This window comes from Bradyrhizobium sp. USDA 4472 (genome assembly GCF_054058595.1).
The window spans coordinates 3,666,501-3,689,976 of record NZ_JBSSAM010000001.1 but is presented as its reverse complement, the minus strand read 5'-3'; the positions used below and the strand labels follow the sequence as shown (position 1 = coordinate 3,689,976).

Here is a 23,476-nt window from a genome sequence, read left to right as displayed (position 1 = left end):
GCGATATGTCCTGAGATCATCAATGGTGCCATCATGCTGCGGATATCCCGCGATCTCGTCATCGACGAGGACGACATCGAGATCGGCTTTGTCCGCGCCTCCGGCCCGGGCGGGCAGAACGTCAACAAGGTCTCCACCTCTGCCCAGTTGCGCTTCGACACGCGCAAGCTGACCATCCCTGAAGATGCAGCGGTCCGGCTCGCCCGTGTCGCCGGCCAGCGCATGACCAAGGACGGCGTGATTGTGATCCACGCCCAGCGCTTCCGCACCCAGGAGCGCAATCGGCAGGACGCCGTCGACCGGCTCGTTGCGATCCTGACCGAGGCGATGATCCGGCCGACACCGCGTCGCGCGACGCGACCGACTTACGCGTCCAAACAGCGCCGGCTGGACGGCAAGAAGCGTCGCAGCGACGTCAAGGCCGGACGCGGCGGTCGCTTGAACGATTGAGGGGCCTGTTCCGGAGCAACCGGGATGTGGGCATCCGGGACTTGCCCCATGCAATTGCGCGCAGGCGGGGCTAAATTGAGCGCCCGAACGCTCCCCTCGAGTCGCTCCATGCCCGTCCGTCAGCTTCCAGAGCAGGTCGTCAACCGCATCGCGGCCGGCGAGGTGGTCGAACGTCCGGCCAGCGTGGTCAAGGAACTCGTCGAGAACGCCATCGATGCCGGCGCGAGCCGGATCGACGTCTTCACCGATGCCGGCGGGCGGCGGCGGATTGGCATCACCGACGACGGCAGCGGGATGACCCGGAGGGACCTGGCGCTCGCTGTCGAGCGACATGCCACCTCCAAGCTCGACGATGAGGACCTTCTGCAGATCCGTACCCTCGGCTTCCGCGGCGAGGCGCTGCCCTCGATCGGCTCCGTGGCGCGCCTCTCGATCACCACGCGGCATGCCAACGAGCCGCATGCCTGGGCGCTTACCGTCGAGGGCGGTGAGAAGTCCGAGATCATGCCCGCCGCGCTCGCGCATGGCACCCGCGTGGAGGTCAACGATCTCTTCTATGCGACGCCGGCGCGGCTGAAATTCCTGAAGACCGACCGCACCGAGGCGGAGGCGATCCGCGAGGTGGTACGGCGTCTCGCGATGGCGCGGCCCGATGTCGCCTTCACGCTCGCGGGCGAAGAGCGCGCACCCGTGACTTGGGCCGCGGCGCTGCCCGGCGCGGCGGGACGCCTGACGCGACTCGGCGACATTCTCGGCACGGAGTTCCGCAGCCACGCCTTCGAAGTCCATGCCGAGCGCGAGGGTGTCGTCGTCGCGGGCTACGCCGCGGCACCTGCGCTCACCAAAGCCAACGCGCTCGGGCAATATCTCTTCGTCAACGGTCGTCCCGTCCGCGACAAGCTGATCCTGGGGGCGGTGCGGGGCGCCTATGCCGATTATCTGCCGCGCGACCGGCATCCGGTGCTGGCGCTGTTCGTCACGCTCGATCCGCGCGAGGTCGATGCCAATGTGCATCCGGCCAAGACCGAGGTCCGCTTCCGCAACGCCGGCCTTGTGCGCGCGCTGATCGTACACGGGCTGAAGGAAGGCCTCGCGCGCGAGGGACGCCGCACCGCCGCCAACAGCGGCGAGAATGCATTGTCGTCGTTCCGGTCCGCCTTTACGCCGCAGCGACCGGCAAGCTGGGACTGGCGGGCTTCGCCATCCGCGCCGGTTGCGCCGATGCCGTCATTCGAAGGCTCGGCCGCGCCTGCGTTCGCAGAACGCCCGCAGGCTGCGTTCGACGCAGGCGCACCAAGCGCGGACGTGCGGTTCGAAGCCCAGCCGGTGACCGATCTCGTTGATCGTCCGCTCGGCGCGGCGCGTACGCAGCTGCACGAGACCTATATCGTGTCGCAGACTCGCGACGGCCTGATCATCGTCGACCAGCACGCCGCGCATGAACGCATCGTCTATGAGCGGCTCAAGGCTTCGCTCGCCGAGAACGGCGTGCAGCGACAGATCCTCTTGATCCCCGAGATCGTCGAGATGGACGAGGCCACGGTGGAGCGCCTGCTTGAGCGCAGCGACGAGCTCGTTTCATTCGGCCTTGCGATCGAATCCTTCGGCCCCGGCGCGGTCGCGGTGCGCGAGACGCCGTCGCTGCTCGGCAAGACCAACGCCGGCGGGCTGCTGCGCGATCTCTCCGAACATATGGCCGAATGGGATGAGGCTCTGCCGCTGGAGCGTCGCTTGATGCACGTCGCCGCGACCATGGCCTGCCACGGCTCGGTGCGCGCCGGCCGCCGCTTGCGGCCCGAGGAGATGAACGCCCTGCTCCGCGAGATGGAGGAGACGCCGAACTCCGGCCAGTGCAATCACGGCCGGCCGACTTACGTCGAGCTGAAGCTTGCCGACGTGGAAAAGCTGTTCGGGCGGAGATGAACTACGCGTTGCGTTTCAAAAACACGAACTCGGTGTCGTCATACGCCCGCCGCTCCAGCTCCTCAAAACCTTCCGGCGTCGCGAACTGCGCGGCCTTGGCCTCTTCCACCACCAGCAGCGCGCCTGATGTCAGCCAGCCGCCGTCACGCAAGCTCGCAAGCGCTTTCTCCGCAAAACCCTTGCCGTAGGGTGGATCGAGAAACACCAGCGAGAACGGCTCGACGGGATGTGCGGGACCGAGATCGGTCGCGTCGCGGCGATAAACCTTGGTGACACCGCCGAGGCCGAGGGACTCGACATTGTTACGCAGCAGCGCGCGCGCCTCAGCCCCATTGTCCACGAAGAGCGTGAACTTCGCGCCGCGTGACGACGCCTCGATGCCGAGCGCGCCAGTGCCGGCGAAGAGATCGAGCACGCGCGCGTCCGCAATCGGGTTGTCATAGGCGTGCACGAGGATGTTGAACACGGATTCGCGCAGGCGATCCGCCGTGGGACGGATGTCGCGCGACGACGGTGAGGCGAGATTGCGCCCCTTTAAACGGCCGCCGACCACGCGCATGCTATTCGTCCCGCGGCGTCAGATCGCGTTTGCCGTGATAGCCGCGCTTGGGACGACGCGGCGGGCCGTAGCCGTTGGCCTCTTCCTCGTTGCGCTCGCGCGCTTCATCGCTGCCGGTACGCTGCACCAGCACGCGGCGGCCCTTGCGGTCGGCGATCACGGCGCGCTTGGAGGTCTTCTCGCCCTCGCCTGACGACTTCTTCGGCACGTCGAATTGCGCGCCCGACTTCTCGATCACCTTGTCGCCGAGCTGCTCACGCAGCACGCGCGAGCGGACCTCCTCGACCTGGCCCTCGGGGACCTCGCCGAGCTGGAACGGACCGTAGGAGACGCGGATCAGTCGGTTCACCTCGAGCCCGAGATGTGCGCAGACGTTGCGGACCTCGCGGTTCTTGCCTTCGCGGATCGCGAACACCAGCCAGACATTGGCGCCCTGGTCACGCTCCAGCGTCGCTTCGATCGGACCGTATTTCACGCCCTCGACCTCGATGCCGTCCTTGAGCTGGTCGAGCTGCGCCTGGGTGACGTCGCCATGGGCGCGGGCGCGGTAGCGGCGCAACCAGCCGGTATCAGGCAGCTCGAGCGTGCGAGCGAGGCCACCGTCATTGGTGAGCAGCAGGAGGCCTTCAGTATTGAAATCGAGCCGGCCGACGCTGATCAGCCGCGGCAGGCCTTCGGGCAGATTGTCGAACACGGTCGGACGACCCTCGGGATCGTCATGCGTGGTCATCAGCCCGCGCGGCTTGTGATAGAGGAACAGCCGCGTGCGCTCGCGCTCCGGCAACGGCTTGCCATCGACCAGGACGACGTCGTTCTTGGTGATGTCCAGCGCCGGCGAATTGATCACGCGGCCGTTGACGGTGACGCGTCCCTGCGTGACCATCTCCTCGGCATCCCTGCGCGAGGCGAGGCCTGCGCGCGCCAACGCCTTGGCGATGCGCTCCCCGGCCTTTTTCGGCTTCGGCGGCTCTTCGCGGCGCGGCCTTCCCTCGAAATCACGCTCGCGCGCGCGATAGGCGCCACGACCGCCGAAGGCGGGGCGTTTCTCGAAGATCCTGCTGTCGTCCTCGTTGTCGCGGCGCGGACGATCGCCAAAGCGGCCTTCGCTGCGCGGATGCTCCTGCCAGTCCATGCGGCCCTCGGGCCGCTCGCGCGGACGATCGAACTTCGGACGGTCTTCGCGCGACCGGTCAAACTTTGGACGATCGCGGAACGGACGATCGCCAGAGGCGCGATCATCGCGTGAGCGCGAGAAACGCGGACGGTCATCACCACGGCCGCCGTCACGACGGTCGTCGCGCTGGCGCCAGGGCTTTTCCTCGCTGCGATCGCGGCCGCGGAAATCCTTGTCGAACGACTTGCGCGGACGGTCGCCATGCGGACGATCATCGCGCTTCTGCCAGGGCTTGGAATCGCTGCGCTCGCCACGGTCGCGCGAAAATTTCCGCTCGCCGTCGAACTTGCGCTCGCCACGGTCACCGCGCGGCGCATAGGGCCGCTTGTCGCCGAACTTCTTGTCGCCGAAGCGACCCGCGGGACGGGCATCGTCGCGGTCCCGGCTGCGCGGCGGACGGTCGTCGCGGCCATAGGACGGACGGTCGCCGCGCGGCTTGAAGCCGCGCTCGCCGCGGCCCTCGCCGCCACGGTCATCGCGCTTGAAGCGCGGGCGGTCGGAAAAATCGCGACGCGGGGCATCGCCCTCCTCGCGTCGGCGGAAGGGGCGGCTGTCGCGAGGCGGGCGGCTGTCGCGATCGCCTTTGCCCTCAAAGCCGCGCTTGGCGAATTTCTTGTCGGGGCCGCGCGGCTTGCCGCTGCGGCCGCCTTTGGGGGGGCCTCGCCGGCCGCGGGAATCGTTGTCTTTGTCGCTGTCGCGAGGCATGAATAATCTCACTCAGGGGGTGGCCAGACGCATTACGCGCGCTCATTCCGAGCCGCGTGCTCAGGCAAAAATCGTAAGCACTTCTGCTGAAGGCGCAGCTACTAGCAGGTTTCTTCGGATGATACGAGGCTTGAAAGCCCCTTCTTTCATGGATTTGGCGCTCAAAACGGCCGAAAATGCCGGAAAGGCTGGCGAAGTTCCGATCGGGTGCGTGGTGGTCCGCAACTACGAGGTCATCGCCACCGCCGCCAACCGCACCCTGACCGACTACGACCCCACGGGCCACGCCGAGATCATCGCGCTGCGCGAGGCGGCGAAAAAGATCGGCAGCGAGCGGCTGGTCGACTGCGACCTCTACGTGACCTTGGAGCCCTGCACCATGTGTGCGGGCGCGATCTCCTTTGCAAGGGTCCGCCGGCTCTATTACGGCGCGGCTGACCCCAAGGGCGGCGCGGTCGAATCGGGCGTGCGGTTCTTTGCCTCACCGACCTGTCACCACGCCCCGGACGTTTATTCCGGGGTCGGCGAGAGCGAGGCGGCGCGGCTGCTCAAGGAGTTCTTTCGCGAGCGGCGCTAGCTGCCTGCAAAAAACGAAAGCAGCGCCCGCGTGGTGACGTCGGGGTTCTCCTCGGTGAGGAAGTGACCGGAATCGACAGGCTGGCCTCCGACATTGGTCGCCCATTGCTTCCAGACATCGAGCGGGGTCGCGGCGGCTTGCGCAATGCCGGCGCCGCCCCACAGCGCCAGCATGGGCACGGTGATCTTCTTGCCGGCCTCGAAATCGGCCTTGTCGAGGTCGTAGTCGATATAGGCGCCGGCGCGGTAGTCCTCGCACATCGCATGGATGCGGGCGGGATCGCGGAACGGGGCGAGGTAGTGTTCGAGCGCGCGCGGGTCGATCGCATCCAGCGTTCTCGATTTGGTCTGGCTCGCCATCTTGAAGCGCAGGAAGAACTCGCCCTGGCCCGAGATCAGCGTCTCCGGCAGCGGCGCGGGCTGCGCCAGAAACGTCCAGTGATAGATCTTCAGCGCATAGGCGCGGTTCATCCGCTCCCAGTAATTATAGGTCGGCAGGATATCGAGCACGGCGAGCTTGGACAGCCGGCCGGGATGATCCAGCGCCAGGCGATACGACACGCGGCCGCCGCGATCGTGGCCGGCGAGCGCGAAGTGGACGTGGCCGAGCCGCTCCATCATCTCCACCATGGCCTTGGCCATCGCGCGCTTGCTGTAGGGCATGTGCAGCGCATCGCTCTCGGGCATGTCGGACCAGCCATAGCCGGGCAGGTCGGCGATGATCAGCGTGAAGGCGTCGGCCAGCTCAGGCGCGACGCGGTGCCACATCACATGCGTCTCGGAGAAGCCGTGCAGCAGCAGCAGCGGCGGCCCGTTGCCACCGATGCGGGCGAAGATGCGGCCGAACGAGGTGTTGACCCATTCGGAGGCGAAGCCGGGATAGAGGTCGGCGAGATCGGACATCAGTTCCACCCACTCAAAATGTCGAAACAACCCCATGCACCGTAGCGGTATTATCAGCGGGGTGACTAACCCTATCTGCTGATTGCGCATTTCTGGAATGTCGAGATCAAGCCACAGTCCCGGAGTCCGGATCGGCGCGCTGCCCGCGCCGGCGGGGACGACGCGCTAGCCCCTCGCCTTCTCGGCCTCCACCGCCTGCCAGCCGATGTCGCGGCGGCAGAAGCCTTCCGGCCAGCGGATGCGGTCGACGGCCTGATAGGCGCGCGCCTGCGCCTCAGTCACGGTCGCCCCTAGCGCGCAGACATTGAGCACGCGGCCGCCATTGGCGAGGATGGCGCCGTCCTTCGCGACCGTGCCGGCGTGGAAGATCTCGACCGTGTCGACCTTGGCGGCATCGTCCAGCCCCTCGATCTCGGTGCCCTTCTGGTAGTCGCCGGGATAGCCCTTCGCCGCCATCACCACGGTGAGCGCGGATTCCGGATACCAGCGCAGGTCAAAATTCTTCAGCTGGCCGTCGCAGGCGGCGAGGAACGCCGGCACGATGTCAGACATCATGCGCAGCATCAGCACCTGGCATTCGGGGTCGCCGAAGCGGACGTTGAACTCGAATAGCTTTGGGCCCTGCGTGGTCAGCATGATGCCAGCGTACAGAATGCCGCGGAACGGCGTGCCGCGCTGCTTCATGCCCGCGACCGTCGGCAGGATGATCTTGGCCATGATCGCGTCGTGGATCGCCGGCGTCACCAGAGGCGTCGGCGAATAGGCGCCCATGCCGCCGGTGTTCGGGCCGACGTCGTGGTCGAACACGCGCTTGTGGTCCTGGGCGGAGGCGAGCGGAATGGCGGTCTCGCCGTCGCACAGCGCGAAGAAGCTGATCTCGCGGCCCGGCAGGAACTCCTCGATCACCACTTCCGCGCCGGCCTCGCCAAACGCGCCCTCGAACATCATGGCGATGGCGTCCTCCGCCTCGCGCACTGACTTCGCAACGACGACGCCCTTGCCGGCGGCAAGGCCGTCGGCCTTCACCACGATCGGCGCGCCCCGGCTTTGCACGTAATCGCGCGCGTCCTGGGCGTTGGTGAATCGCTTGTAGGCGCCGGTCGGAATGCCGAACTCGGTGCACAGCGCCTTGGTAAAGCCCTTGGAGCTTTCGAGCTGCGCCGGGATCTTGTTCGGCCCGAACGCCTTGATATCCGCAGCGGTGAGATCATCGACGATGCCGGCCGCCAGCGGCGTCTCCGGGCCGACCACGACCAGGTCGACCGCATTCGTCTTGCAGAAGTCGATCACGGCGGCATGGTCGGCAACATCGAGCGCCACGCACTCCGCCTCGCGCGCGATGCCGGCATTGCCGGGCGCGCACCAGAGTTTGGTCACCAGGGGGGACGCCGCAATCTTCCACGCCAGAGCATGTTCGCGGCCGCCGGAACCAAGCAGGAGAATGTGCATCGCAGGCTCAGAAAATGAGGGGTTTTGCTGGCGCCGGAGGTCGCACGAATCGGGGTGGGGCTCAAGGGGGGATGTTACCCTCCAACTGTACCTCTTCGCGAGCCTTGGCAGCGCGCCTCCGCGCGTAAGAGACATTTCGACCATTTGGGATTTAAAGCGCCATGTTCGAACTTCCGCCCTTTCGCAAATGTCCTCGCTGCAAAAGCGAGTCGTTCGGTACGCTGTCTGTCGGCGGCAATTGCGTGACGAAGCGCTGCAAAGAGTGCAGATATTCGCGCGAAGAGGTGCTTCCCCGCGTTGAAAAGCGTGTCGTTACCTTGATCAGCCCGTAGGATGGGTTGAGCCCTTGCGAAACCCATCACACGTGTTTCGCGAAGCATCCGTAGAGCCAGCCGACCACTTGCCGTTGGAAGATAGCTGCGAAGACGGAGAGCGGGAATGGGAAAGCGATGGGTTTCGCAAGGGCTCAACCCATCCTACGCTTCCGTCGTTCCGGGGCGCGCAAAGCGCGAGCCCGTAGGATGGGTTGAGCCCTGGCGAAACCCATCACACGTGTTTCGCGAAGCATCCGTAGAGCCAGCCGACCGGACGCCATCCGCGATTCATCGTCAGTTGCAGTCGGAAGATAGCTGCGAAGACGAAGAGCGGGAATGGGAAAGCGATGGGTTTCTCGAAGCATCCGTAGAGCTGGCCGACCGGACGCCATCCGCGATTCATCGTCACTTGCCGTTGGAAGACAGCTGCGAAGACGAAGAGCGGGAATGGGAAAGCGATGGGTTTCGCAAGGGCTCAACCCATCCTACGAACTACGAACTCAATGGGCTGCTGCCTTCCCTCCCGTCATTCCGGGGCGCGCAAAGCCCGTAGCCCGTAGGATGGGTTGAGCCCTGGCGAAACCCATCACACGTGTTTCGCGAAGCATCCTTAGAGCTAGCCGACCGGACGCCATCCGCGATTCATCGTCACTTGCAGTCGGAAGATAGCTGCGAAGACGGAGAGCGGGAATGGGAAAGCGATGGGTTTCGAAAGGGCTCAACCCATCCTACGAGCTGCCCAAAATTACGGCGACAGTGCCCAAAACTCTGCACTCTCACCGCAGGCCGTCTCAGCGAGAGTCTGGCTTTCTCCTCTACGAACTGACCAGGCGTGGCGCGGCCGAAAGCTTCCACGGCGATGGCGCGTCGTCCCATGGCTCGGGATACGCGAACCCCACGCAATTCGCTTTCATCAACGGATTCAAGCTCCAGTTGCAGCCGACACGCGAGCACGCATCGCGAACGACGGGCCGTGGCGCGCGGCGGCGGCTCCGGACGGCCTGCGTCTCACCTGATCGAACGTTATAATTCATTTATCGAACGTTAAAAAATGGCACGCCGCTTGCATTTTGGGGCGAAGCCGCGCGACGCGTGCAGAGATCGAATGCGCGGATCCTTGTTTTGCTTGGAAGGTGAAAGACAATGAGTCCCAAACTGCCCGAAGCCCCCGGAGGCGCTGTTTCCGAGGCCCATGCCCGCGTTATCATCAAGCCCGGCTATCATCCGGAGCTGACCAATGAAGACCTTGCGCCGCTCAAGGAACAGACCTGGGGCGCGTACAATATCTTCGCATTCTGGATGTCCGATGTGCACAGTGTCGGCGGCTATGTCACCGCGGGAAGCCTGTTCTCGCTCGGACTGGTCGGCTGGCAGGTGCTGATCGCGCTCCTGGCCGGCATCATGATCGTGCAACTGTTCTGCAAGCTCGTCGCCAAGCCGAGCCAGGTCACGGGAACGCCTTATCCCGTCATCTGCCGCGCGCCGTTCGGCGTGAAGGGCGCCAATATCCCGGCCATCATTCGCGGCCTCATCGCGGTCGCCTGGTACGGCATCCAGACCTATCTGGCCTCGAGCGCGTTCATGGTGGTGGCGCTCAAGTTCTTTCCCACGCTGGCGCCCTATGCCGATGTCGGCCAGCACGGCTTCGTCGGCCTGTCGGCGCTCGGTTGGGCCTGCTTCATGTTCCTGTGGGTGCTGCAGGCGATCGTGTTCTGGCGCGGCATGGAGGCGATCCGCGTCTTCATCGACTGGGCCGGCCCGGCCGTGTATGTCGTGATGATCGTGCTGGCGGCCTATCTCATCGCGAAGGCGGGCATCGCCAACATCGGGCTCACGCTCGGCGAGGTCAAATACAGCGGCTGGGACGCGCTGCCCGTGATGATCAATGCGATCGCGCTGGTGGTCTCGTATTTCTCGGGACCGATGCTGAACTTCGGCGACTTCTCGCGCTACGGAAAGAGCTTTGGCGCGGTGAAGGCCGGCAACTTCTGGGGCCTGCCGGTCAACTTCCTCGGCTTCTCGGTGCTCACGGTCATCACCACGTCGGCCACGCTGCCGGTGTTCGGCCACATGATCACGGACCCCGTGGAAACCGTCAGCAAGATCGACAGCACGTTTGCGGTCGTACTCGGCGCGCTGACCTTCATGATCGCGACCATCGGCATCAACATCGTGGCCAACTTCGTCTCGCCGGCCTTCGACTTCTCGAACGTCGCGCCGCAGCGGATCAGTTGGCGGATGGGCGGCATGATCGCCGCGGTCGGCTCGGTCTTCATAACGCCGTGGAACCTGTACGACAATCCGCAGGTCATCCATTACACGCTCGACATCCTCGGCGCGTTCATCGGCCCGCTGTTCGGAATCCTGATCGCGGACTTCTACATGGTGAAGAAGCAGCAGATCGTCGTCGATGACCTCTATACTCTGAGCGAGAGCGGCCTTTATTGGTACGAGGGCGGCTACAACAGGAACGCGATCCTCGCGATCATTCCCTCCGCACTCGTGCCGGCGATCTGTGCACTGGTCCCATCGTTGTCGGTGCTGGCCAATTTCACCTGGTTCATCGGCGTGGGCCTGGGTTACGGTATCTACAACTATCTCATGCTCCGTCAGACTGCGCTCGCTTCTCAGCCGGCCTGACCGGCTTGCGGGGACGGCCCGCCCGCAGCGGGCCGTCCTTTTCGCCGATGCGCTTCTTCTATCGCTGCCTGGCGCGTTACAGCTGCTTCCCCGCAATGATTTCCTGCAGGGTCGCGACATGCCGCGCAAACGCCCCGCGGCCCGCCGCGGTGGCCGTCACCGTGGTCTGCGGTTTCTTCCCCACGAAGGCTTTGTCGACCGAGACGTAGCCCGCCTTGGCGAGCGTCTCGATATGTGCGCCGAGATTGCCGTCGGTGGCGCCGGTGAGTTTCTTCAGCCGCGCGAATTCCAGGCCTGAGGCGACCGGCAGCGCGTTCAGGGCCGCCATGATCTTCAGCCGCAGCGGCTGGTGGATGATGTCGTCGAGTTCGGCCATCAGATCCGCCGCATCCAGAGGCCGCCCAGGATCAGGCCGCCGCCGTTGACGAAGGCCATCCAGAGCGGGAAGGCTTCGCCGATGGTGAAGAAGCCGACCAGCGTCAGTGCGGTGATGCCGAGTCCGATCGCGACGAACGCAGTGCCGAACCACAGACCGGCAAGCATGTAGAACAGCATGAAATAAACAGGCCAGAATGCGCCGAGCTCGCGTGGGCCGAAATGACCGAGCACGTTGGTGCAGACATAACCGAATGCGAAGAACAGCGCGAACACCAGCGGCACCCTGACGTCGAAGGCGGCACCATGGAGACGTGACGGCGTGAGCCAGCGGAGCGCGATCAATCCGCCGACACCCAGGATGTCGACGGTCGGCCAGGCGTAACGCGCGTAGAAGGGCCAGAGCCAGGTCACGAGATTGCCGGCGAAGACCAGCATGCCCCACCATATCGCCCCGAGGCTCGCCAGCTCATAGAGCTGCGATTGCTTCACGCGCTGGACGATGTCGTCGATATCGGCCAGCGCTGCGGACGCCTCCTTGCTGTCGATCATGACTGGCCTGCGCCCCGCGTCGCCACGTCGTCGGCGATCGCGTTGACCGCCTTCGCATGGGTGACCATACCCATGTGGTTGACGCCGTCGATGATCTTGACGTCGATATCAGGCCTGATCGCCTGCACGGTCTCGGCATATCTGGCCGAGATCATCATCTCGTCCTCGGCGCCGCCGAAGATCGTCATCGGATGCGTCACCGCAGCCAGATCGAGGCGATAGCCGCGCGTCGCGAAGTTGCGCATCAGGCGGTCGGAATAAACAGCGGTCAGATAACGCTCCGAATTCGCAGGCACCGCGAAGGCGAGCACCGGCAGCTGCGAACAGCAATCGATGCCGAGCTTGCGCAGGGCGGTGAGCCCGATGAAGCGCGGGATGTCGGGATTGGCCCAGCCGCCGGAATGCGCGACATTGGTCGGCGCGTCATAGCCGAGATAGGGCGCGACCAGCACGGTGCGGACGAACAGGTCCTGCACGATCGGCGTCGCGGCGACGCGCAGCGAGAAGCCGGCGCCGGCGGAATGACCGATCAATGTCAGCGGCAGATCGGGCGTGCTCTTGCGGACATGGGCGACGAAGTCGACGAGGTCGTCCTCGAGCTGGCCGACATAGCCGATGTCGCCGTGCGTGCCGGAGGCGCCGTGGCCGCGGATATCGAGCGCCCAGGTCTCGACGCCATGCGCGGCAAGCGCGGCCGTCAGGGCATGATTGACGGTGCCGGAAGAGCCGGACGAGCCGTGGATGAAGATCGCGCCGCGGTCGGTGGTTGCTCCCTTCGGCTGATAGTGCCGATAGCCCAGCCAGGTGCCGTCGCGGGCCTGGAAGCGCTCCAACGCCGGCAGCGTGGACCAGTCGATGCCCTTGGCGGAGTCCGAGACCGAGCGCATCTCCGCGGGCCGCTGCAACGGCGTCGCGATCAAGGCGGTGAGGATCAGCGCCGTGGCGCCGACCGCGCACAGGCCCCATTTGAGCAAGCCCAAAACACCTCGCAGTATCGGTATCGCCATGGTCCAAACTCCCTGAACTTCCAATCAATAGAGAACTCTATAATACAGAGTACTCTCCCAATCAATCCCCCGGATGGCGTCGCGCTGCGAAAATCCTTAACGTCTGAACTGACCCCAAAATGCCGAATCGATTGCCGATGCCGCCTGCGGAACCTCTTCACAACGCGCCCGAATTCACCGTTTCCGAGCTCTCGCAGTCCCTGAAGCGGACGGTGGAGGACACCTATGGCCATGTCCGGGTCCGCGGCGAGATCTCCGGATTCCGCGGCGCCCATTCATCCGGGCACTGCTATTTCGCGCTCAAGGACGAGAGCGCCAAGATCGAGGCGGTGATCTGGAAGGGCGTGCACGGCCGCATGCGCTTCAAGCCCCAGGAGGGGCTGGAGGTCATCGCGACCGGCAAGCTCACGACCTATCCGGGCTCCTCGAAATACCAGATCGTGATCGAGGCGCTGGAGCCGGCCGGCATCGGCGCACTGATGGCGCTGATGGAGGAGCGCAAGAAGAAGCTCGCCGCCGAGGGCCTGTTCGACGAGGCGCGCAAGCAGCTGCTGCCCTGGCTGCCCGAGGTGATCGGCGTGGTGACCTCGCCGACCGGCGCCGTGATCCGCGACATCCTGCACCGGCTCGAGGACCGCTTTCCCCGTCACGTGCTGGTGTGGCCGGTGAAAGTCCAGGGCGAAGGCTCGGCCGAGCAGGTCGCGGCCGCAATCCGCGGCTTCAATGCCTTGCCCGAGGGCGGCAGGATTCCGCGGCCCGACGTGCTCATCGTCGCGCGCGGCGGCGGCTCGCTGGAGGATCTCTGGTCCTTCAACGAGGAGATCGTGGTGCGCGCAGCAGCCGAGAGCATGATCCCGCTGATCTCGGCGGTGGGCCACGAGACCGACATCACGCTGATCGATTTCGTCGCCGACAAGCGCGCGCCGACGCCGACGGCGGCGGCCGAAATGGCAGTCCCCGTGCGCAGCGATCTGTTCGTCGAGGTCGCCGATCTCGCGCGGCGCACGCGGGCCTGTTGGCAGCGTGGCCATGAAAACCGCCGCAACGAATTGCGCGCCGCGGCACGCGCGCTGCCCGCTGCGTCAGATCTGCTCGCGATCCCGCGGCAGCGGCTGGATTCGGCAGGCAGCGCCCTGCCCCGCGGGCTCAAGGCCAACACGCATGCGCATTTCCGCAGGTTCACCGCCGCAAGCGCCAAGCTGACGCTGCGGGTGCTGCACGGCCAGATCGCGCAGGCCGATCATCGCCTCACGGTCTGCGGCGAACGGCTCGGCCTGTCCGCGCGCTCGCTGCTGCGGCGGCGGCGGGACCGCTTTGCCGGACTTGAAGTGCGCCTGCGCGCCTCAAAGCTCTCCAACGCGCAGGCGCAGCGCAATGCGATTGCCCGCCAGCGCGAGCGCACCCATCGCCTGGCCGAACGCGCGGGGCGCGCGCTGGTCACCCTGCTGCAGCGGCTGGACGCCCGCGTCGAGAACAGCGGCAAGCTGCTGTCCGCCTTGTCCTATCGCGGCGTGCTCGCCCGCGGCTTTGCGCTGGTGCGCGACCAAGCGGGCCATCCGCTGCATTCGGCCGACGCGATCGGTCCCGGCGCACGCGTGGAGATCGAGTTCGCGGATGGACGCGTGGGGGCGACCGCGGATGCGGATCGGCCGGCGCCGACGGCTAAGCGCGCGCCGGCGCAGCCGAAGGCCACGGCGCAGGAGGCGAAGCCCGCGCCGAAGCGGAAGCCGGTGGATCAGGGCAGTTTGTTTTAGAGGCGCGATGTTGCTGCAAGCACCGCCGCGTTCCCTCCCCCTTGTGGGGGAGGGAGCGCAGTGTGCCGCACGGCACGACTGCGCGCTGCTGCAACGAAACCAACAACGAACTCTTACAGGATGTGGTGAAGATCGTTGGTCCGTCGTCCGCCGCCTACCGGCAGGACAACCCCGCCTCCATCGTGGTCCAGAAGCCGCAATGATCAGGTGCGCGCAGGGGCGAGCCGGCGTGGGCTTCGAACAGGAACACGGCGACGGTGAAGACGACCAGTGCGGATGAGAAGATGACGATGCGGTTGCGCATGACAGATGCGTTTAGCCGACATCATGGTCGAACTAAGGCGTTGCTACCGCGCCAGCCACTCCGCGACTTCCTTCTGCGATTCCGCGCGCGCTTCGGTATCGGTGCCGAGATGGCCGCGGTCGGGCGCGGCGGCGTCGCTGCTGGCGGCGGCGGCGTGCAGCGGCGTGTTGGCCCGGTCGAAATCGTGATAGGCGCCGGGATAGACCACGATACGCGCGAGCGCGCTGCGGCCATGCGCGCCGTCCACCATCTGGCGGCAGGCCGGCGGCGACGAGACGTCGTCATTGGCGCCGATCAACACCAGCGTCGGCACCCGCGTGCTCCAGCCGAGGCCGGCGGAGATCCGGCAATCCGGATAGAACGCGATCGCGGCGCGGAAATCCGGGCCTGTTTCGCGCGCCACCGCTTGCGGACGCACGGCCCAGAGCAGCGCGCTGGCGCCGTTGGCCCAGCCGATCAGGCTGACACGGTCGCGCGCCACCCAATTCTGCTTCATCAGCCAGGCCCGCGACGCCGCAATGTCGGTGACGCGTTCGCGCCGCGCCTTGACGTGCGTATCCTTGACGCGGCATTGCGGCCCAAGCTCGCGCGAGCCGTAGCTGTCGGGCAGCAGCACGGCATTGCCCGCCTTGAGCAGACGTTCGGCCCAGTCACGATAGCGCGGCTGGACGGAATCGGACCGGCTGCCGAGGCCGCCGCAGCCGTGCAGCGCGATCACGGTCGGGAACGGCCCCGCGCCCTCGGGCTTGAACAGCTGCGCATGAAGGATGCCCGACGACAGGGGAATCTCGACCTGCGCAGGCGCCGACGACGCCGCAGCCGCGTGCGCGGCCGACATCGAGACAATCAGGAACAGGGCGGTCAGTCGAAAACGCATCGGACTCTGTCGCAGGCGGTACCGTAAGGCTCCCAGCACTATCATGCACAAACGGCGGCAAAACATCACAAACCGGTGGGTTTAACGGGCGGACAAGCCACCCTATCTGTGCTACTTCAGGTCCAACACATCGTACCCCCCGAGGTCTTCCATCAAGGATTTCCAGGGAGGGCCCTTCCACGGAGACTTTCGACCGTGCTGAACAAGTTCGGCCCCTCGGGCAATGGCGAAGCGCAGGTGCAATATCTCGACGGCGACTTCCGCGTGATCTCGCCGGGCACGTTCGTGCGCTGCGCCATCACCGACACGCGGATCCCGCTCGACGAGCTGAAATATTGGAGCGTGGACCTGCAGGAAGCCTACGCCACGCCCGCCGCCGTGCTGCAGCGGCATTTCCCCAACGCGCCGAAACCGCAATCGTGAGGCTTCGCGCGCGCGGCTATTGCTGCCTGGGATCATCGGTGCCCACGCAGGTCTTGATCGCACTCTTGCGCGCTTCGCCGACCACCTTCTGATCGATCGCCTGTTTCAGGCAATCGAGCCGCGCCTGTGCCATGCAGAGCTGCATCTGGTCGCGCTTGTCCTGCCCTTTCAGATTCTGCGTCGAGCCGAGACACGTCACGCGCTTGGTCGCGGGAACCGGCACCGCGGCGGCCGGAGCAGCGGGCGGCGTCTGCGCAAACACCGGCGCAGCGATCAGACACACAAGACCGGCGGCGAGGGCAGCAGAGAACGGTTTCATCGGAGTCTCCAGGATCGCCGGAGAGCGATAGCGGTCTTGCGATGAATGTCGGCTGAATAGCGGGATGCCGAAGGGTAAGTTACGCCTTCGACTAACCCCTACGAGATCTGTCTTGCGGCGAGATCATCGCGTGCTGAAGCGCCGCTCGCGGGCCTCGTAGCGACGATCGCTGATCAGTTGCGGCAGCTGGCCGGGTTGGCGGACTCTTCCGCCAAAGCATTGCATCGAAAAGTCGCTGCACTTCCCGGCAAGTCAGTTCGCTCTGTGATTGGAATTTTTTTGCGGATCGGCGCCCTCAAGTTGTTTGACGAAGTGCTGGTGAAACACAAGGCTGCTACACTGCATGCTAGGTCATCGGCCCTGCTCTTTTTATCGCACAGACAATCAAGTCGCCCAAACGGCCATGGCGGTTTGGAACCGACGCAGTCTGTGAACGGGCTCATATTGAAGAGCCATCTGGCGGGCTACGATCACCACGAAAATTCGCGGTGGAATATCAAGCCAAACGATGGGGTGATCATGTCCGCCATATTCGAGTTGCTCTATCGTGAATATTGCCGCGCCCGTCTCGCCGAGATGCGAAAACAGCTTCTGATCGCACCTGAACGCGCTGAAGCTCTCGACGCGGATCATCTCCCCGCAACTCGGACTTCCGATGGCGGGATGGACACACATCGCAGGCCCGCTCACCACGTGCCCCACTGAAGCGACCCGGACACACGCACCGCGCCGTCGTCCGTCAATGGACGCCAGCGCACTTCACCTCGAGCTGGGATGTTTTGCTCCACGTGGGAAGCGTTGCCGCCGCGTAGCACGATTGCGGCGGCCCGCTTCCAATCCGGATGTCAGCTTCCGGGCGGCGAATACGAAGAACGCAGCTTCGCGGCGTTCTGGCGAACCTGCTTGATCTCGTCCTGGGTGAACAAGCGCGTCAGCTTCACGTTCTGCAGGGTGCCCGCCGTCACGGTGAGCCCCGAGATGGCCGGGGCCGCACCCGGATCAGGCACGTCGAAGATCACGAGAACGCCTGGGCCGTCGGTCGCAACGCTGTACATCGATATCAGCTTTCCGCCGGCCGCCTCGATGAGTTTTCTCGCCGCTTCCTGGCGATTGGTCGTGGGATTTTCCAGGATGGCATTGAGAGCGCGTGGGGTGTATTGACCTGTGAGGCAAAAATGCATGGCATGTTCTCCTCTGAGCTTTTGAAAACAGTCCTCCCTGCCGTTCCGAACTCGTCGTTCCGGCCACCGCATTTGAAATGGCAAGGTACGCTGCCCGCCGTGGGCATCAACGCCGCCGATAATTGCCGGGAGTTCGGCACGTCCCGGTGACGGCTCTCATCGAAGGCTACATCAACTCCCGAACACGCGGAAGAGGATTCCGCCAGCGGCGACATGTCGCTTTCGGGCTAGGGCAGAAACGTTGCCCAACGTCCGAGATCAAGGCGCGCTGAATCGGCGCTCGCGCGCGTTGTACAGATGATCGCCGATCAATCGCCGCAGCTTTTCCGGTTCATCGAACTCGAGCTGGACCGCGAACGGCATGATGCCATCAGGCACACAATCGGTGCCGCACAGGCGCGCGAGATCTTTTTCCGTCGTTGCCAGCGTGAGCTGCTCGCGCGAGGCATCCGCCACGAGCGCGGCGATCTCGGCTTGCGAAAACACGTGGTGATCGGCGAAGGCGCGCGTGCGCGCGACGGTGATGCCGCTGGCGCGCAATGTGCGGAAGAAGCGCTCGGGATCGCCGATGCCGGCAAATGCGAAGACAGGTTTGCCGGAGAGCTGCGCGACCGAGGCCGCATCCGGCTTCAGATGCGCGCGCAGCACCGGCTTGTTGCGCGCAGCCAGCTGGGCAGCGACATCCCCCGCGGCGTGACCGTCGCCGATCAGCACCAGCGCATCGGTGCGCGCGAGCTGCGCTCTCAGCGGCGCGCGCAGGGGGCCCGCAGGGAACACCTTGCCGTTGCCGAGGCCGCGTTCGCTGTCGATCACGATCAGCGAGGCATCCTTCAACAGAAGGGGGTTCTGAAAGCCGTCATCCATCAGGATCACGGTGGCGCCTTGCGATTTCGCCAGCGCGACGCCGTCGCGGCGATCGCGTGCCACCGCGACGGCAACGTCGCGCGCCATCATCAACGGCTCGTCGCCGATATCGGCGGCGGTGTGACGAATCCGATCGACCATGACCGGGCCGTGCAAGCGCCCGCCATAGCCGCGGCTGAGCACCACCGGGGTCTCGCCGAGCTCGCGCAACAGCCTGGTCAACGCCAGCACGGTCGGCGTCTTGCCGGCGCCGCCGACATGGTAATTGCCGACGCAGAGCACGGGAATGCCGGCGTCAAAACCCGTGCGCGCCATGCGGCGTGCGGTGATGGCGCCATAGAGCGCGCCCAATGGACTGAGCAGATGCGACTTCGGGGAACGCGGCCGGTACCAGAAGGCCGGCTCACGCATTGGCGGCTCCCATCTCGATCCGCAATTGCATCAGATACGGCTCGAGCGCCGTCATCGTGCGATCCAGCGCGCCGCCGAGCTGCTCGACCACGCCGGCGCCGGCGCGCTGCATCTTGTCGCGCACCGTCGGCTCGGCCAGCAACAGGCCGAGCTGCCTGGTCAGCGCCTCCTGCGTGTCGGCCTGGCGCGCGCCGCCGCTCTGGTCGAGGGCCGCATAGAGTTCGCTGAAATTGGCGACGTTCGGTCCGTGGACGATCGCCGCACCAAGCTTGATCGCCTCGATCGGATTCTGTCCGCCTTCGCCGACCAGCGATTTGCCGATGAACACGACTTGCGAGAGGCGGTAGAACAGGCCGAGCTCGCCCATGGTGTCGGCGACATAGACGTCGGTCACGGCGGTCGGCTGCTCGTCGCGCGAGCGCAGCGCCGGCTTCAGGCCCGACGCCGCGATCATGCCCGCAATCGATGAGCCGCGATCCGGATGCCGCGGCACGATCACGGTCAGAAGATGCGGAAAGACGCCGGCGAGGCTGCGGTGCGCGGCGACCAGCATCTCGTCCTCGCCCGGATGGGTCGAAGCCGCGACGATGATCGGACGCCCGCGCGTCATCGCCATCAGCCGCTCGAGCTTGGCGGGATCGGCGGGCGGCGCCGGCACGTCGAGCTTTAGATTGCCTGTCGTGACGACGTCGCGGCCACCGAGCGCGGAGAAGCGTTCGGCGTCCAGCTTCGACTGCGCGAGGCAGATGTCGAAGCGCGACAGCAGCGCCGAGATGGTGCCGTGCATCCGCCGCCAGCGCGGGAAGGAGCGCGGCGACATCCGCCCGTTGATCAGCACCATCGGCACCCGGCGCGCCGCGCCCGCCAGAATCAGATTCGGCCAGAGGTCGGATTCGATGAACAGCGCCAGCGACGGCTGCCAGTGATCGAGGAAGCGCGCAACGTAGCGCGGGGAATCATACGGCACGTATTGATGGATGACGTCGGGCGGAAAACGCTTGGCCACGACGGCAGCCGAAGTGACGGTGCCCGAGGTGAGCAGGATGCGGAGGTTGAGATCGCGCAGGCGCTCGATCAGCGCGGCTGCCGCCAGCACCTCGCCGACGCTGGCGCCGTGAATCCAGACCAGCGGGCCGTGCGGCCGCACGTCGCGGGAGAGCCCCCGCCGCTCGCCGACGCGCGCGGGATCTTCCTTGCCCTGCTTCAGCCGGCGCTTGATCAGCGCAGGCGCGAGCGGCACCAGGCCGGTGGCGAGGCGCCGATACATCCGCAGCGTCATCGGCAAGGACTTGGGCAGCGAGTTGGGCAGCGAGCTAGCCATCTGCAGGTCCCGGACGGCCGAGTTGCTCATAGGCGCGACGAGTCGCTTCGTTCAGAGTCTCTTCCAGATCCAGCCGCAGCGCTTCCATGGTGGCCGCATCGGCATCCGCGGGGACGTGAATTTCCTTGATGCCGACCAGGACGCCACGGCCGAACGGCAGGTTGATGGTGGTGCGGTCCCAGTTCTTGAGCCGGATGAAGCGGCTGGTCGCCATTGCAAAAGGCATGATCGGCCGCCCCGATTCCCGTGCCAGCATGATGATGCCGAGGCCTGCCACGCGCGAGCGCTTCGGCACATCGGCGGTCAGCGCGACATTACAACCGTCCTCGAGCGTGTACACCATTTCCCTGAAGGCGCCGACCCCGCCCTTGCGGTGGAAGGCGCCGCCGTGATCCCCGGACCCCCTGACGGTGCCGACGCCGAGCCGCTCGACCGCGATCGCGTTGAACTCGCCGTCGCGGTGGCGGGAGATCAGGACCTTGGCGCGGTAGGAATCCTTGTTCTTGATGAACGGAGTGAGGAAATGCTGGCCGTGCCAGAATGCGAAAATCGCCGGCATCTGCGGCTCGACGAGGTCGTAGACGTCGGGTGGATCGAACGTGAACCTGTTGGTCCGCCAGACAAAGCGCAGATATTCGGCCGCCAGGACCCCGGCGGCACGCTGAACAAGGCTGCTTCGCAGCGCATTGCGAAGCAGTTTTTTCAACGCGCCGGCTTCGGTTCTTGGTTGGGGTCGAGCAGCCGATGGAGGTGGACGATGAAATAGCGCATCTGCGCATTGTCGACCGTGCTCTGCGCCTTGGCACGCCAGGCGACATGGGCGGAGGCATAGTTCGGATACAGGCCGACGATCTCGACATCGTCGAGGTTCTTGAAGGTGTTGTGCTCGAGATCGAGCAACTCACCCCCGATGACGAGGTGAAGCAGTTGTTGCGGGGCACTATCTGACATGGATTCGGTTCCTAACAGGTTGCCCGGCAAGCAGTGTTCGACAAGCGCGGCGACGATGCTCAGGCCGGGGGACGGTTTCGAAAATGCGCGACAATGCTCGCATGACGATCGCGTCCCGCTGCCACAAGCACCCCGTGCGTCACTTCCCGGCGATTATAGAGGATGGGATCTCCAGAGAGGTCGCTCATCCTACCATCCGCTTCCTGCACGATCAAATCGGCCGCCGCAAGGTCCCAATCATGGCTATTGCCGCCGGCAAAGGCCGCATCGAGCCCGCCATTGGCGACCCGGCACAGCCGCAGCGCCAGCGAGCCGATTCGCGGATGCAGCTTGATGTCGCCGAGTGACGGCTTCAGGCGCTCGACCAGAGGCTTGGGACCTGCGACGCGTGCGAAATCGAGCGCGGTCCCGGGTGTTGCCCGCACGGGCTTGTCATTCAGCAGCGAGCCCTGGCCGCGGACGGCGAAAAAGTACTCGCCGCTGGCAGGCGCGAACACCGCCGCCAGCACGGGCGAGGCATCCTCGACCAGCGCGACGCTGACGCACCATTCGTCATGGCCATTCAAATAATTGCGTGTGCCGTCGATCGGATCGACCACCCAGGTCAGCCGCCGCGACAACCGGGTCGCATCGTCGGCGCTTTCCTCCGACAGCCAGCCATAATCAGGCCTGGCGCCGCGCAGGCGCCCTTCCAGAAAATCGTTGACCGCGATGTCGGCTTCCGAAACCGGCGAGGATGCGCCCTTGATCCACGTCTTCAGCTCGGTGCGGAACATCGACTGCGCGAGCGCGCCCGCCTCCCGCACCGTGTCTTGCAGCAACGCTACATCGCGCCTCAGGATGGTCGCGTCCGAAAGATCAGCGCCCGCCAAGCGTCAAACCCTCGATGCGCACCGTCGGCGCATTGATGCCGTAACGGAACTCGAGATTGTTGGCCGGCTGCATCGACTTGAAGATCTCGAACAGGTGGCCGGCGATCGTCACCTCGCTGACGGGATAGGTAAGCTCGCCATTCTCGATCCAGAAGCCGGAAGCGCCACGGCTGTAATCGCCGGTGACGCCGTTGACCCCGGAGCCGATCAGATCGGTGACGTAGAAGCCCTGCTTGATGTCGGCGATGAGTTCGGCCGGCGTCGGTGTGCCCGGCTCGAGATGCAGATTGTACGGTCCGGGCGATGGCGAGGACGAGACGCCGCGATGGGCATGGCCGGTGGTGGTGAGACCGAGCTCGCGCGCGGTGGCGCAGTCGAGCAGCCAGGTCGTCAGCACGCCCTCGTCGATCAGTGCAGTTCTCTTCACGGCGACGCCCTCGGCGTCGAACGTCTGCGAGCGCAGGCCGCGCTTGCGCAGGGGATCGTCGACGATGCGGATGTTTCTCGCAAACAGCTGCTGGCCGAGCTTGTCCTTGAGGAAGCTGGTCTTGCGTGCGATCGAGGCGCCGTTGATGGCGCCGACGACATGGCCGACCAGTGAACCCGCAACGCGCGGATCGAACACGACCGGCACCTTGCAGGTCTCGACCTTGCGCGGACCGAAGCGCGCCACGGTGCGCTCGCCGGCGGAGCGGCCGACGGTCTCGGGCGACAGCAGATCGGCACCGTGCGGCGCCGAGGTGAAGTCGTAGTCGCGCTCCATGCTGGTGCCTTCACCGACGATGGCGGTCGCCGAGATGCCCTGGCTGGAACGCAGATAAGAGCCGTGGAAGCCGGTCGAGGTGACGAGCACCATGCCGCCGATGCCAGCGGAAGCCGAAGCGCCGCCGGATTTGCTCACGCCCTTCACGGCAAGTGCCGCAGCCTCGGCCTCAAGCGCGCGGCGCTCGAGCTCGGCCGTGGCGGGCACATCGGGATCGAGCAGATCGAGATCGGGGAAATCGCGCGCGAGCAGCGCTGGATCGGCGAGCCCGACATATTTGTCATCGGGCGCAACCCGCGCCATCGCGACGGCGCGCTCGGCAAGCTTGGTCACGGCGTCTCCGCTCGCGTCATTGGTGGAGACTACGGCCTGGCGCTGGCCGACCAGCACGCGCAGGCCGACATCGTCGCCTTCGGAGCGCTCGGATTCCTCGACGCGGCCGTCGCGCACCTCGACGCCTTGCGAGATGCCGCGCACCGCGACCGCATCGGCCGCATCCGCGCCGGCGCGCTTCGCCGCCTCGACCAGGCGCTGCGCGAGATCGGAGAGCGCGGACTGATCGAACAGGTCGCGATTGGCTTTGGACGAAAGCGTCGAGCTTGGTGAAGGGTTCACAAACGAAATCCTGTTGGGGCGGGGTTCGGGGACCGGAACCACAGATGTGCCCTGATCGCACGGACTTCAAGCATTTTCAGCCTGTAAAAGCTCAGATTCGCTGCTCTCGCGCAACGTCTCGTCAATCATGCGCGCCAAGGTCTTGTCAATCATGAGCCGCAGTGACGGTGGGTTAACCAGCCTTTTTAAGCGGT

At 65.5% G+C, this 23,476-nt stretch carries 24 protein-coding genes; 7 read left to right on the top strand and 17 right to left on the bottom strand.

Translation table 11 applies throughout. The annotated features are described in order from the left end of the window. Positions 1 to 33: 33 nt before the first annotated feature. Entirely contained in the window at positions 34 to 450 is a 417-nt protein-coding gene (gene arfB / locus ACVWZ4_RS17045; protein ID WP_456699655.1) for an alternative ribosome rescue aminoacyl-tRNA hydrolase ArfB, read from the top strand. A 108-nt stretch (positions 451 to 558) separates the two neighbouring features. Continuing rightward, complete coding sequence (gene mutL / locus ACVWZ4_RS17040) at positions 559 to 2,373, top strand: DNA mismatch repair endonuclease MutL (RefSeq protein WP_456740796.1); 1,815 nt, start codon at positions 559 to 561, stop codon at positions 2,371 to 2,373. A gap of 1 nt (position 2,374) precedes the next feature. On the opposite strand, the gene rsmD is transcribed toward mutL, so the two are convergent. Both rsmD and ACVWZ4_RS17030 read right to left on the bottom strand, forming a co-directional pair. Then, a complete protein-coding gene (gene rsmD / locus ACVWZ4_RS17035; protein WP_456737268.1) occupies positions 2,375 to 2,932 on the bottom strand; it encodes a 16S rRNA (guanine(966)-N(2))-methyltransferase RsmD in 558 nt (185 codons plus the stop codon). A gap of 1 nt (position 2,933) precedes the next feature. Continuing rightward, positions 2,934 to 4,811, bottom strand: a complete 1,878-nt coding sequence (locus ACVWZ4_RS17030; protein ID WP_456790272.1) for a pseudouridine synthase — start codon at positions 4,809 to 4,811, stop codon at positions 2,934 to 2,936. A 118-nt stretch (positions 4,812 to 4,929) separates the two neighbouring features. Between ACVWZ4_RS17030 and ACVWZ4_RS17025 the strand changes: the two genes are divergently transcribed. Continuing rightward, complete coding sequence (locus tag ACVWZ4_RS17025; protein WP_092230031.1) at positions 4,930 to 5,388, top strand: nucleoside deaminase; 459 nt, start codon at positions 4,930 to 4,932, stop codon at positions 5,386 to 5,388. On the opposite strand, the gene ACVWZ4_RS17020 is transcribed toward ACVWZ4_RS17025, so the two are convergent. Both ACVWZ4_RS17020 and purD read right to left on the bottom strand, forming a co-directional pair. Next, entirely contained in the window at positions 5,385 to 6,290 is a 906-nt protein-coding gene (locus ACVWZ4_RS17020) for an alpha/beta fold hydrolase (RefSeq protein WP_456699659.1), read from the bottom strand. The two genes, ACVWZ4_RS17025 and ACVWZ4_RS17020, sit on opposite strands and share 4 nt — an antisense overlap. Before the next feature lie 165 nt (positions 6,291 to 6,455). Then, a complete protein-coding gene (purD, locus tag ACVWZ4_RS17015) occupies positions 6,456 to 7,739 on the bottom strand; it encodes a phosphoribosylamine--glycine ligase (protein ID WP_456740794.1) in 1,284 nt (427 codons plus the stop codon). 1,457 nt (positions 7,740 to 9,196) lie between these two features. Between purD and ACVWZ4_RS17010 the strand changes: the two genes are divergently transcribed. Further along, the gene (locus ACVWZ4_RS17010) at positions 9,197 to 10,693 is read left to right on the top strand and encodes an NCS1 family nucleobase:cation symporter-1 (protein ID WP_456740792.1); all 1,497 of its coding nucleotides are present in this window, start codon (positions 9,197 to 9,199) and stop codon (positions 10,691 to 10,693) included. 76 nt (positions 10,694 to 10,769) lie between these two features. On the opposite strand, the gene ACVWZ4_RS17005 is transcribed toward ACVWZ4_RS17010, so the two are convergent. The 3 genes from ACVWZ4_RS17005 to ACVWZ4_RS16995 are packed head-to-tail and all read right to left on the bottom strand — an operon-like array spanning position 10,770 to position 12,627. Continuing rightward, a complete protein-coding gene (locus ACVWZ4_RS17005; RefSeq protein ID WP_456699662.1) occupies positions 10,770 to 11,069 on the bottom strand; it encodes a winged helix-turn-helix domain-containing protein in 300 nt (99 codons plus the stop codon). Next, positions 11,069 to 11,620 (bottom strand): hypothetical protein, encoded by a 552-nt coding sequence (locus ACVWZ4_RS17000; RefSeq protein WP_456699663.1) that lies wholly within the window; start codon positions 11,618 to 11,620, stop codon positions 11,069 to 11,071. The genes ACVWZ4_RS17005 and ACVWZ4_RS17000 overlap by 1 nt, the downstream gene beginning before the upstream one ends. After that, positions 11,617 to 12,627, bottom strand: a complete 1,011-nt coding sequence (locus ACVWZ4_RS16995) for an alpha/beta hydrolase (RefSeq protein ID WP_456699664.1) — start codon at positions 12,625 to 12,627, stop codon at positions 11,617 to 11,619. Before ACVWZ4_RS16995 ends, ACVWZ4_RS17000 begins: the two co-directional genes overlap by 4 nt. A gap of 137 nt (positions 12,628 to 12,764) precedes the next feature. On the opposite strand from ACVWZ4_RS16995, the gene xseA reads away from it, so the two are divergent. Further along, entirely contained in the window at positions 12,765 to 14,381 is a 1,617-nt protein-coding gene (xseA, locus tag ACVWZ4_RS16990; RefSeq protein WP_456740791.1) for an exodeoxyribonuclease VII large subunit, read from the top strand. A 154-nt stretch (positions 14,382 to 14,535) separates the two neighbouring features. Here xseA and ACVWZ4_RS16985 read toward each other — a convergent pair whose 3' ends face one another. Then, positions 14,536 to 14,685, bottom strand: a complete 150-nt coding sequence (locus ACVWZ4_RS16985; protein ID WP_456699665.1) for a hypothetical protein — start codon at positions 14,683 to 14,685, stop codon at positions 14,536 to 14,538. Between the two features lie 43 nt (positions 14,686 to 14,728). Further along, the gene (locus tag ACVWZ4_RS16980) at positions 14,729 to 15,562 is read right to left on the bottom strand and encodes a dienelactone hydrolase family protein (protein WP_456740790.1); all 834 of its coding nucleotides are present in this window, start codon (positions 15,560 to 15,562) and stop codon (positions 14,729 to 14,731) included. Between the two features lie 195 nt (positions 15,563 to 15,757). On the opposite strand from ACVWZ4_RS16980, the gene ACVWZ4_RS16975 reads away from it, so the two are divergent. Beyond that, positions 15,758 to 15,985, top strand: coding sequence for a DUF2093 domain-containing protein (locus tag ACVWZ4_RS16975; RefSeq protein ID WP_212327099.1), 228 nt, complete (start codon positions 15,758 to 15,760; stop codon positions 15,983 to 15,985). A gap of 16 nt (positions 15,986 to 16,001) precedes the next feature. Here ACVWZ4_RS16975 and ACVWZ4_RS16970 read toward each other — a convergent pair whose 3' ends face one another. Then, the gene (locus ACVWZ4_RS16970) at positions 16,002 to 16,304 is read right to left on the bottom strand and encodes a hypothetical protein (protein ID WP_456740789.1); all 303 of its coding nucleotides are present in this window, start codon (positions 16,302 to 16,304) and stop codon (positions 16,002 to 16,004) included. Between the two features lie 177 nt (positions 16,305 to 16,481). On the opposite strand from ACVWZ4_RS16970, the gene ACVWZ4_RS16965 reads away from it, so the two are divergent. Next, the gene (locus tag ACVWZ4_RS16965; protein WP_456740788.1) at positions 16,482 to 17,009 is read left to right on the top strand and encodes a hypothetical protein; all 528 of its coding nucleotides are present in this window, start codon (positions 16,482 to 16,484) and stop codon (positions 17,007 to 17,009) included. 140 nt (positions 17,010 to 17,149) lie between these two features. On the opposite strand, the gene ACVWZ4_RS16960 is transcribed toward ACVWZ4_RS16965, so the two are convergent. From ACVWZ4_RS16960 to ACVWZ4_RS16930, 7 genes are all read right to left on the bottom strand, one after another. Continuing rightward, a complete protein-coding gene (locus ACVWZ4_RS16960) occupies positions 17,150 to 17,485 on the bottom strand; it encodes a GYD domain-containing protein (RefSeq protein WP_456699669.1) in 336 nt (111 codons plus the stop codon). 258 nt (positions 17,486 to 17,743) lie between these two features. Beyond that, complete coding sequence (gene lpxK / locus ACVWZ4_RS16955; RefSeq protein WP_456740787.1) at positions 17,744 to 18,760, bottom strand: tetraacyldisaccharide 4'-kinase; 1,017 nt, start codon at positions 18,758 to 18,760, stop codon at positions 17,744 to 17,746. Continuing rightward, positions 18,753 to 20,111: a 3-deoxy-D-manno-octulosonic acid transferase gene (locus ACVWZ4_RS16950; protein WP_456740786.1), complete on the bottom strand. Its 1,359-nt coding sequence runs from the start codon at positions 20,109 to 20,111 to the stop codon at positions 18,753 to 18,755. The genes lpxK and ACVWZ4_RS16950 overlap by 8 nt, the downstream gene beginning before the upstream one ends. Then, on the bottom strand, positions 20,074 to 20,787 hold the full coding sequence (locus ACVWZ4_RS16945) for a lysophospholipid acyltransferase family protein (RefSeq protein ID WP_092230007.1): 714 nt from the start codon (positions 20,785 to 20,787) through the stop codon (positions 20,074 to 20,076). The genes ACVWZ4_RS16950 and ACVWZ4_RS16945 overlap by 38 nt, the downstream gene beginning before the upstream one ends. Next, positions 20,784 to 21,032 carry a DUF4170 domain-containing protein gene (locus ACVWZ4_RS16940; protein ID WP_456699673.1) on the bottom strand — a complete coding sequence of 83 codons (249 nt, stop codon included), beginning with the start codon at positions 21,030 to 21,032 and terminating at the stop codon, positions 20,784 to 20,786. The genes ACVWZ4_RS16945 and ACVWZ4_RS16940 overlap by 4 nt, the downstream gene beginning before the upstream one ends. A 59-nt stretch (positions 21,033 to 21,091) precedes the next feature. Continuing rightward, positions 21,092 to 21,904: an inositol monophosphatase family protein gene (locus ACVWZ4_RS16935; protein WP_456740785.1), complete on the bottom strand. Its 813-nt coding sequence runs from the start codon at positions 21,902 to 21,904 to the stop codon at positions 21,092 to 21,094. After that, complete coding sequence (locus ACVWZ4_RS16930) at positions 21,891 to 23,282, bottom strand: TldD/PmbA family protein (protein ID WP_456737257.1); 1,392 nt, start codon at positions 23,280 to 23,282, stop codon at positions 21,891 to 21,893. The genes ACVWZ4_RS16935 and ACVWZ4_RS16930 overlap by 14 nt, the downstream gene beginning before the upstream one ends. Positions 23,283 to 23,476: the final 194 nt, after the last annotated feature.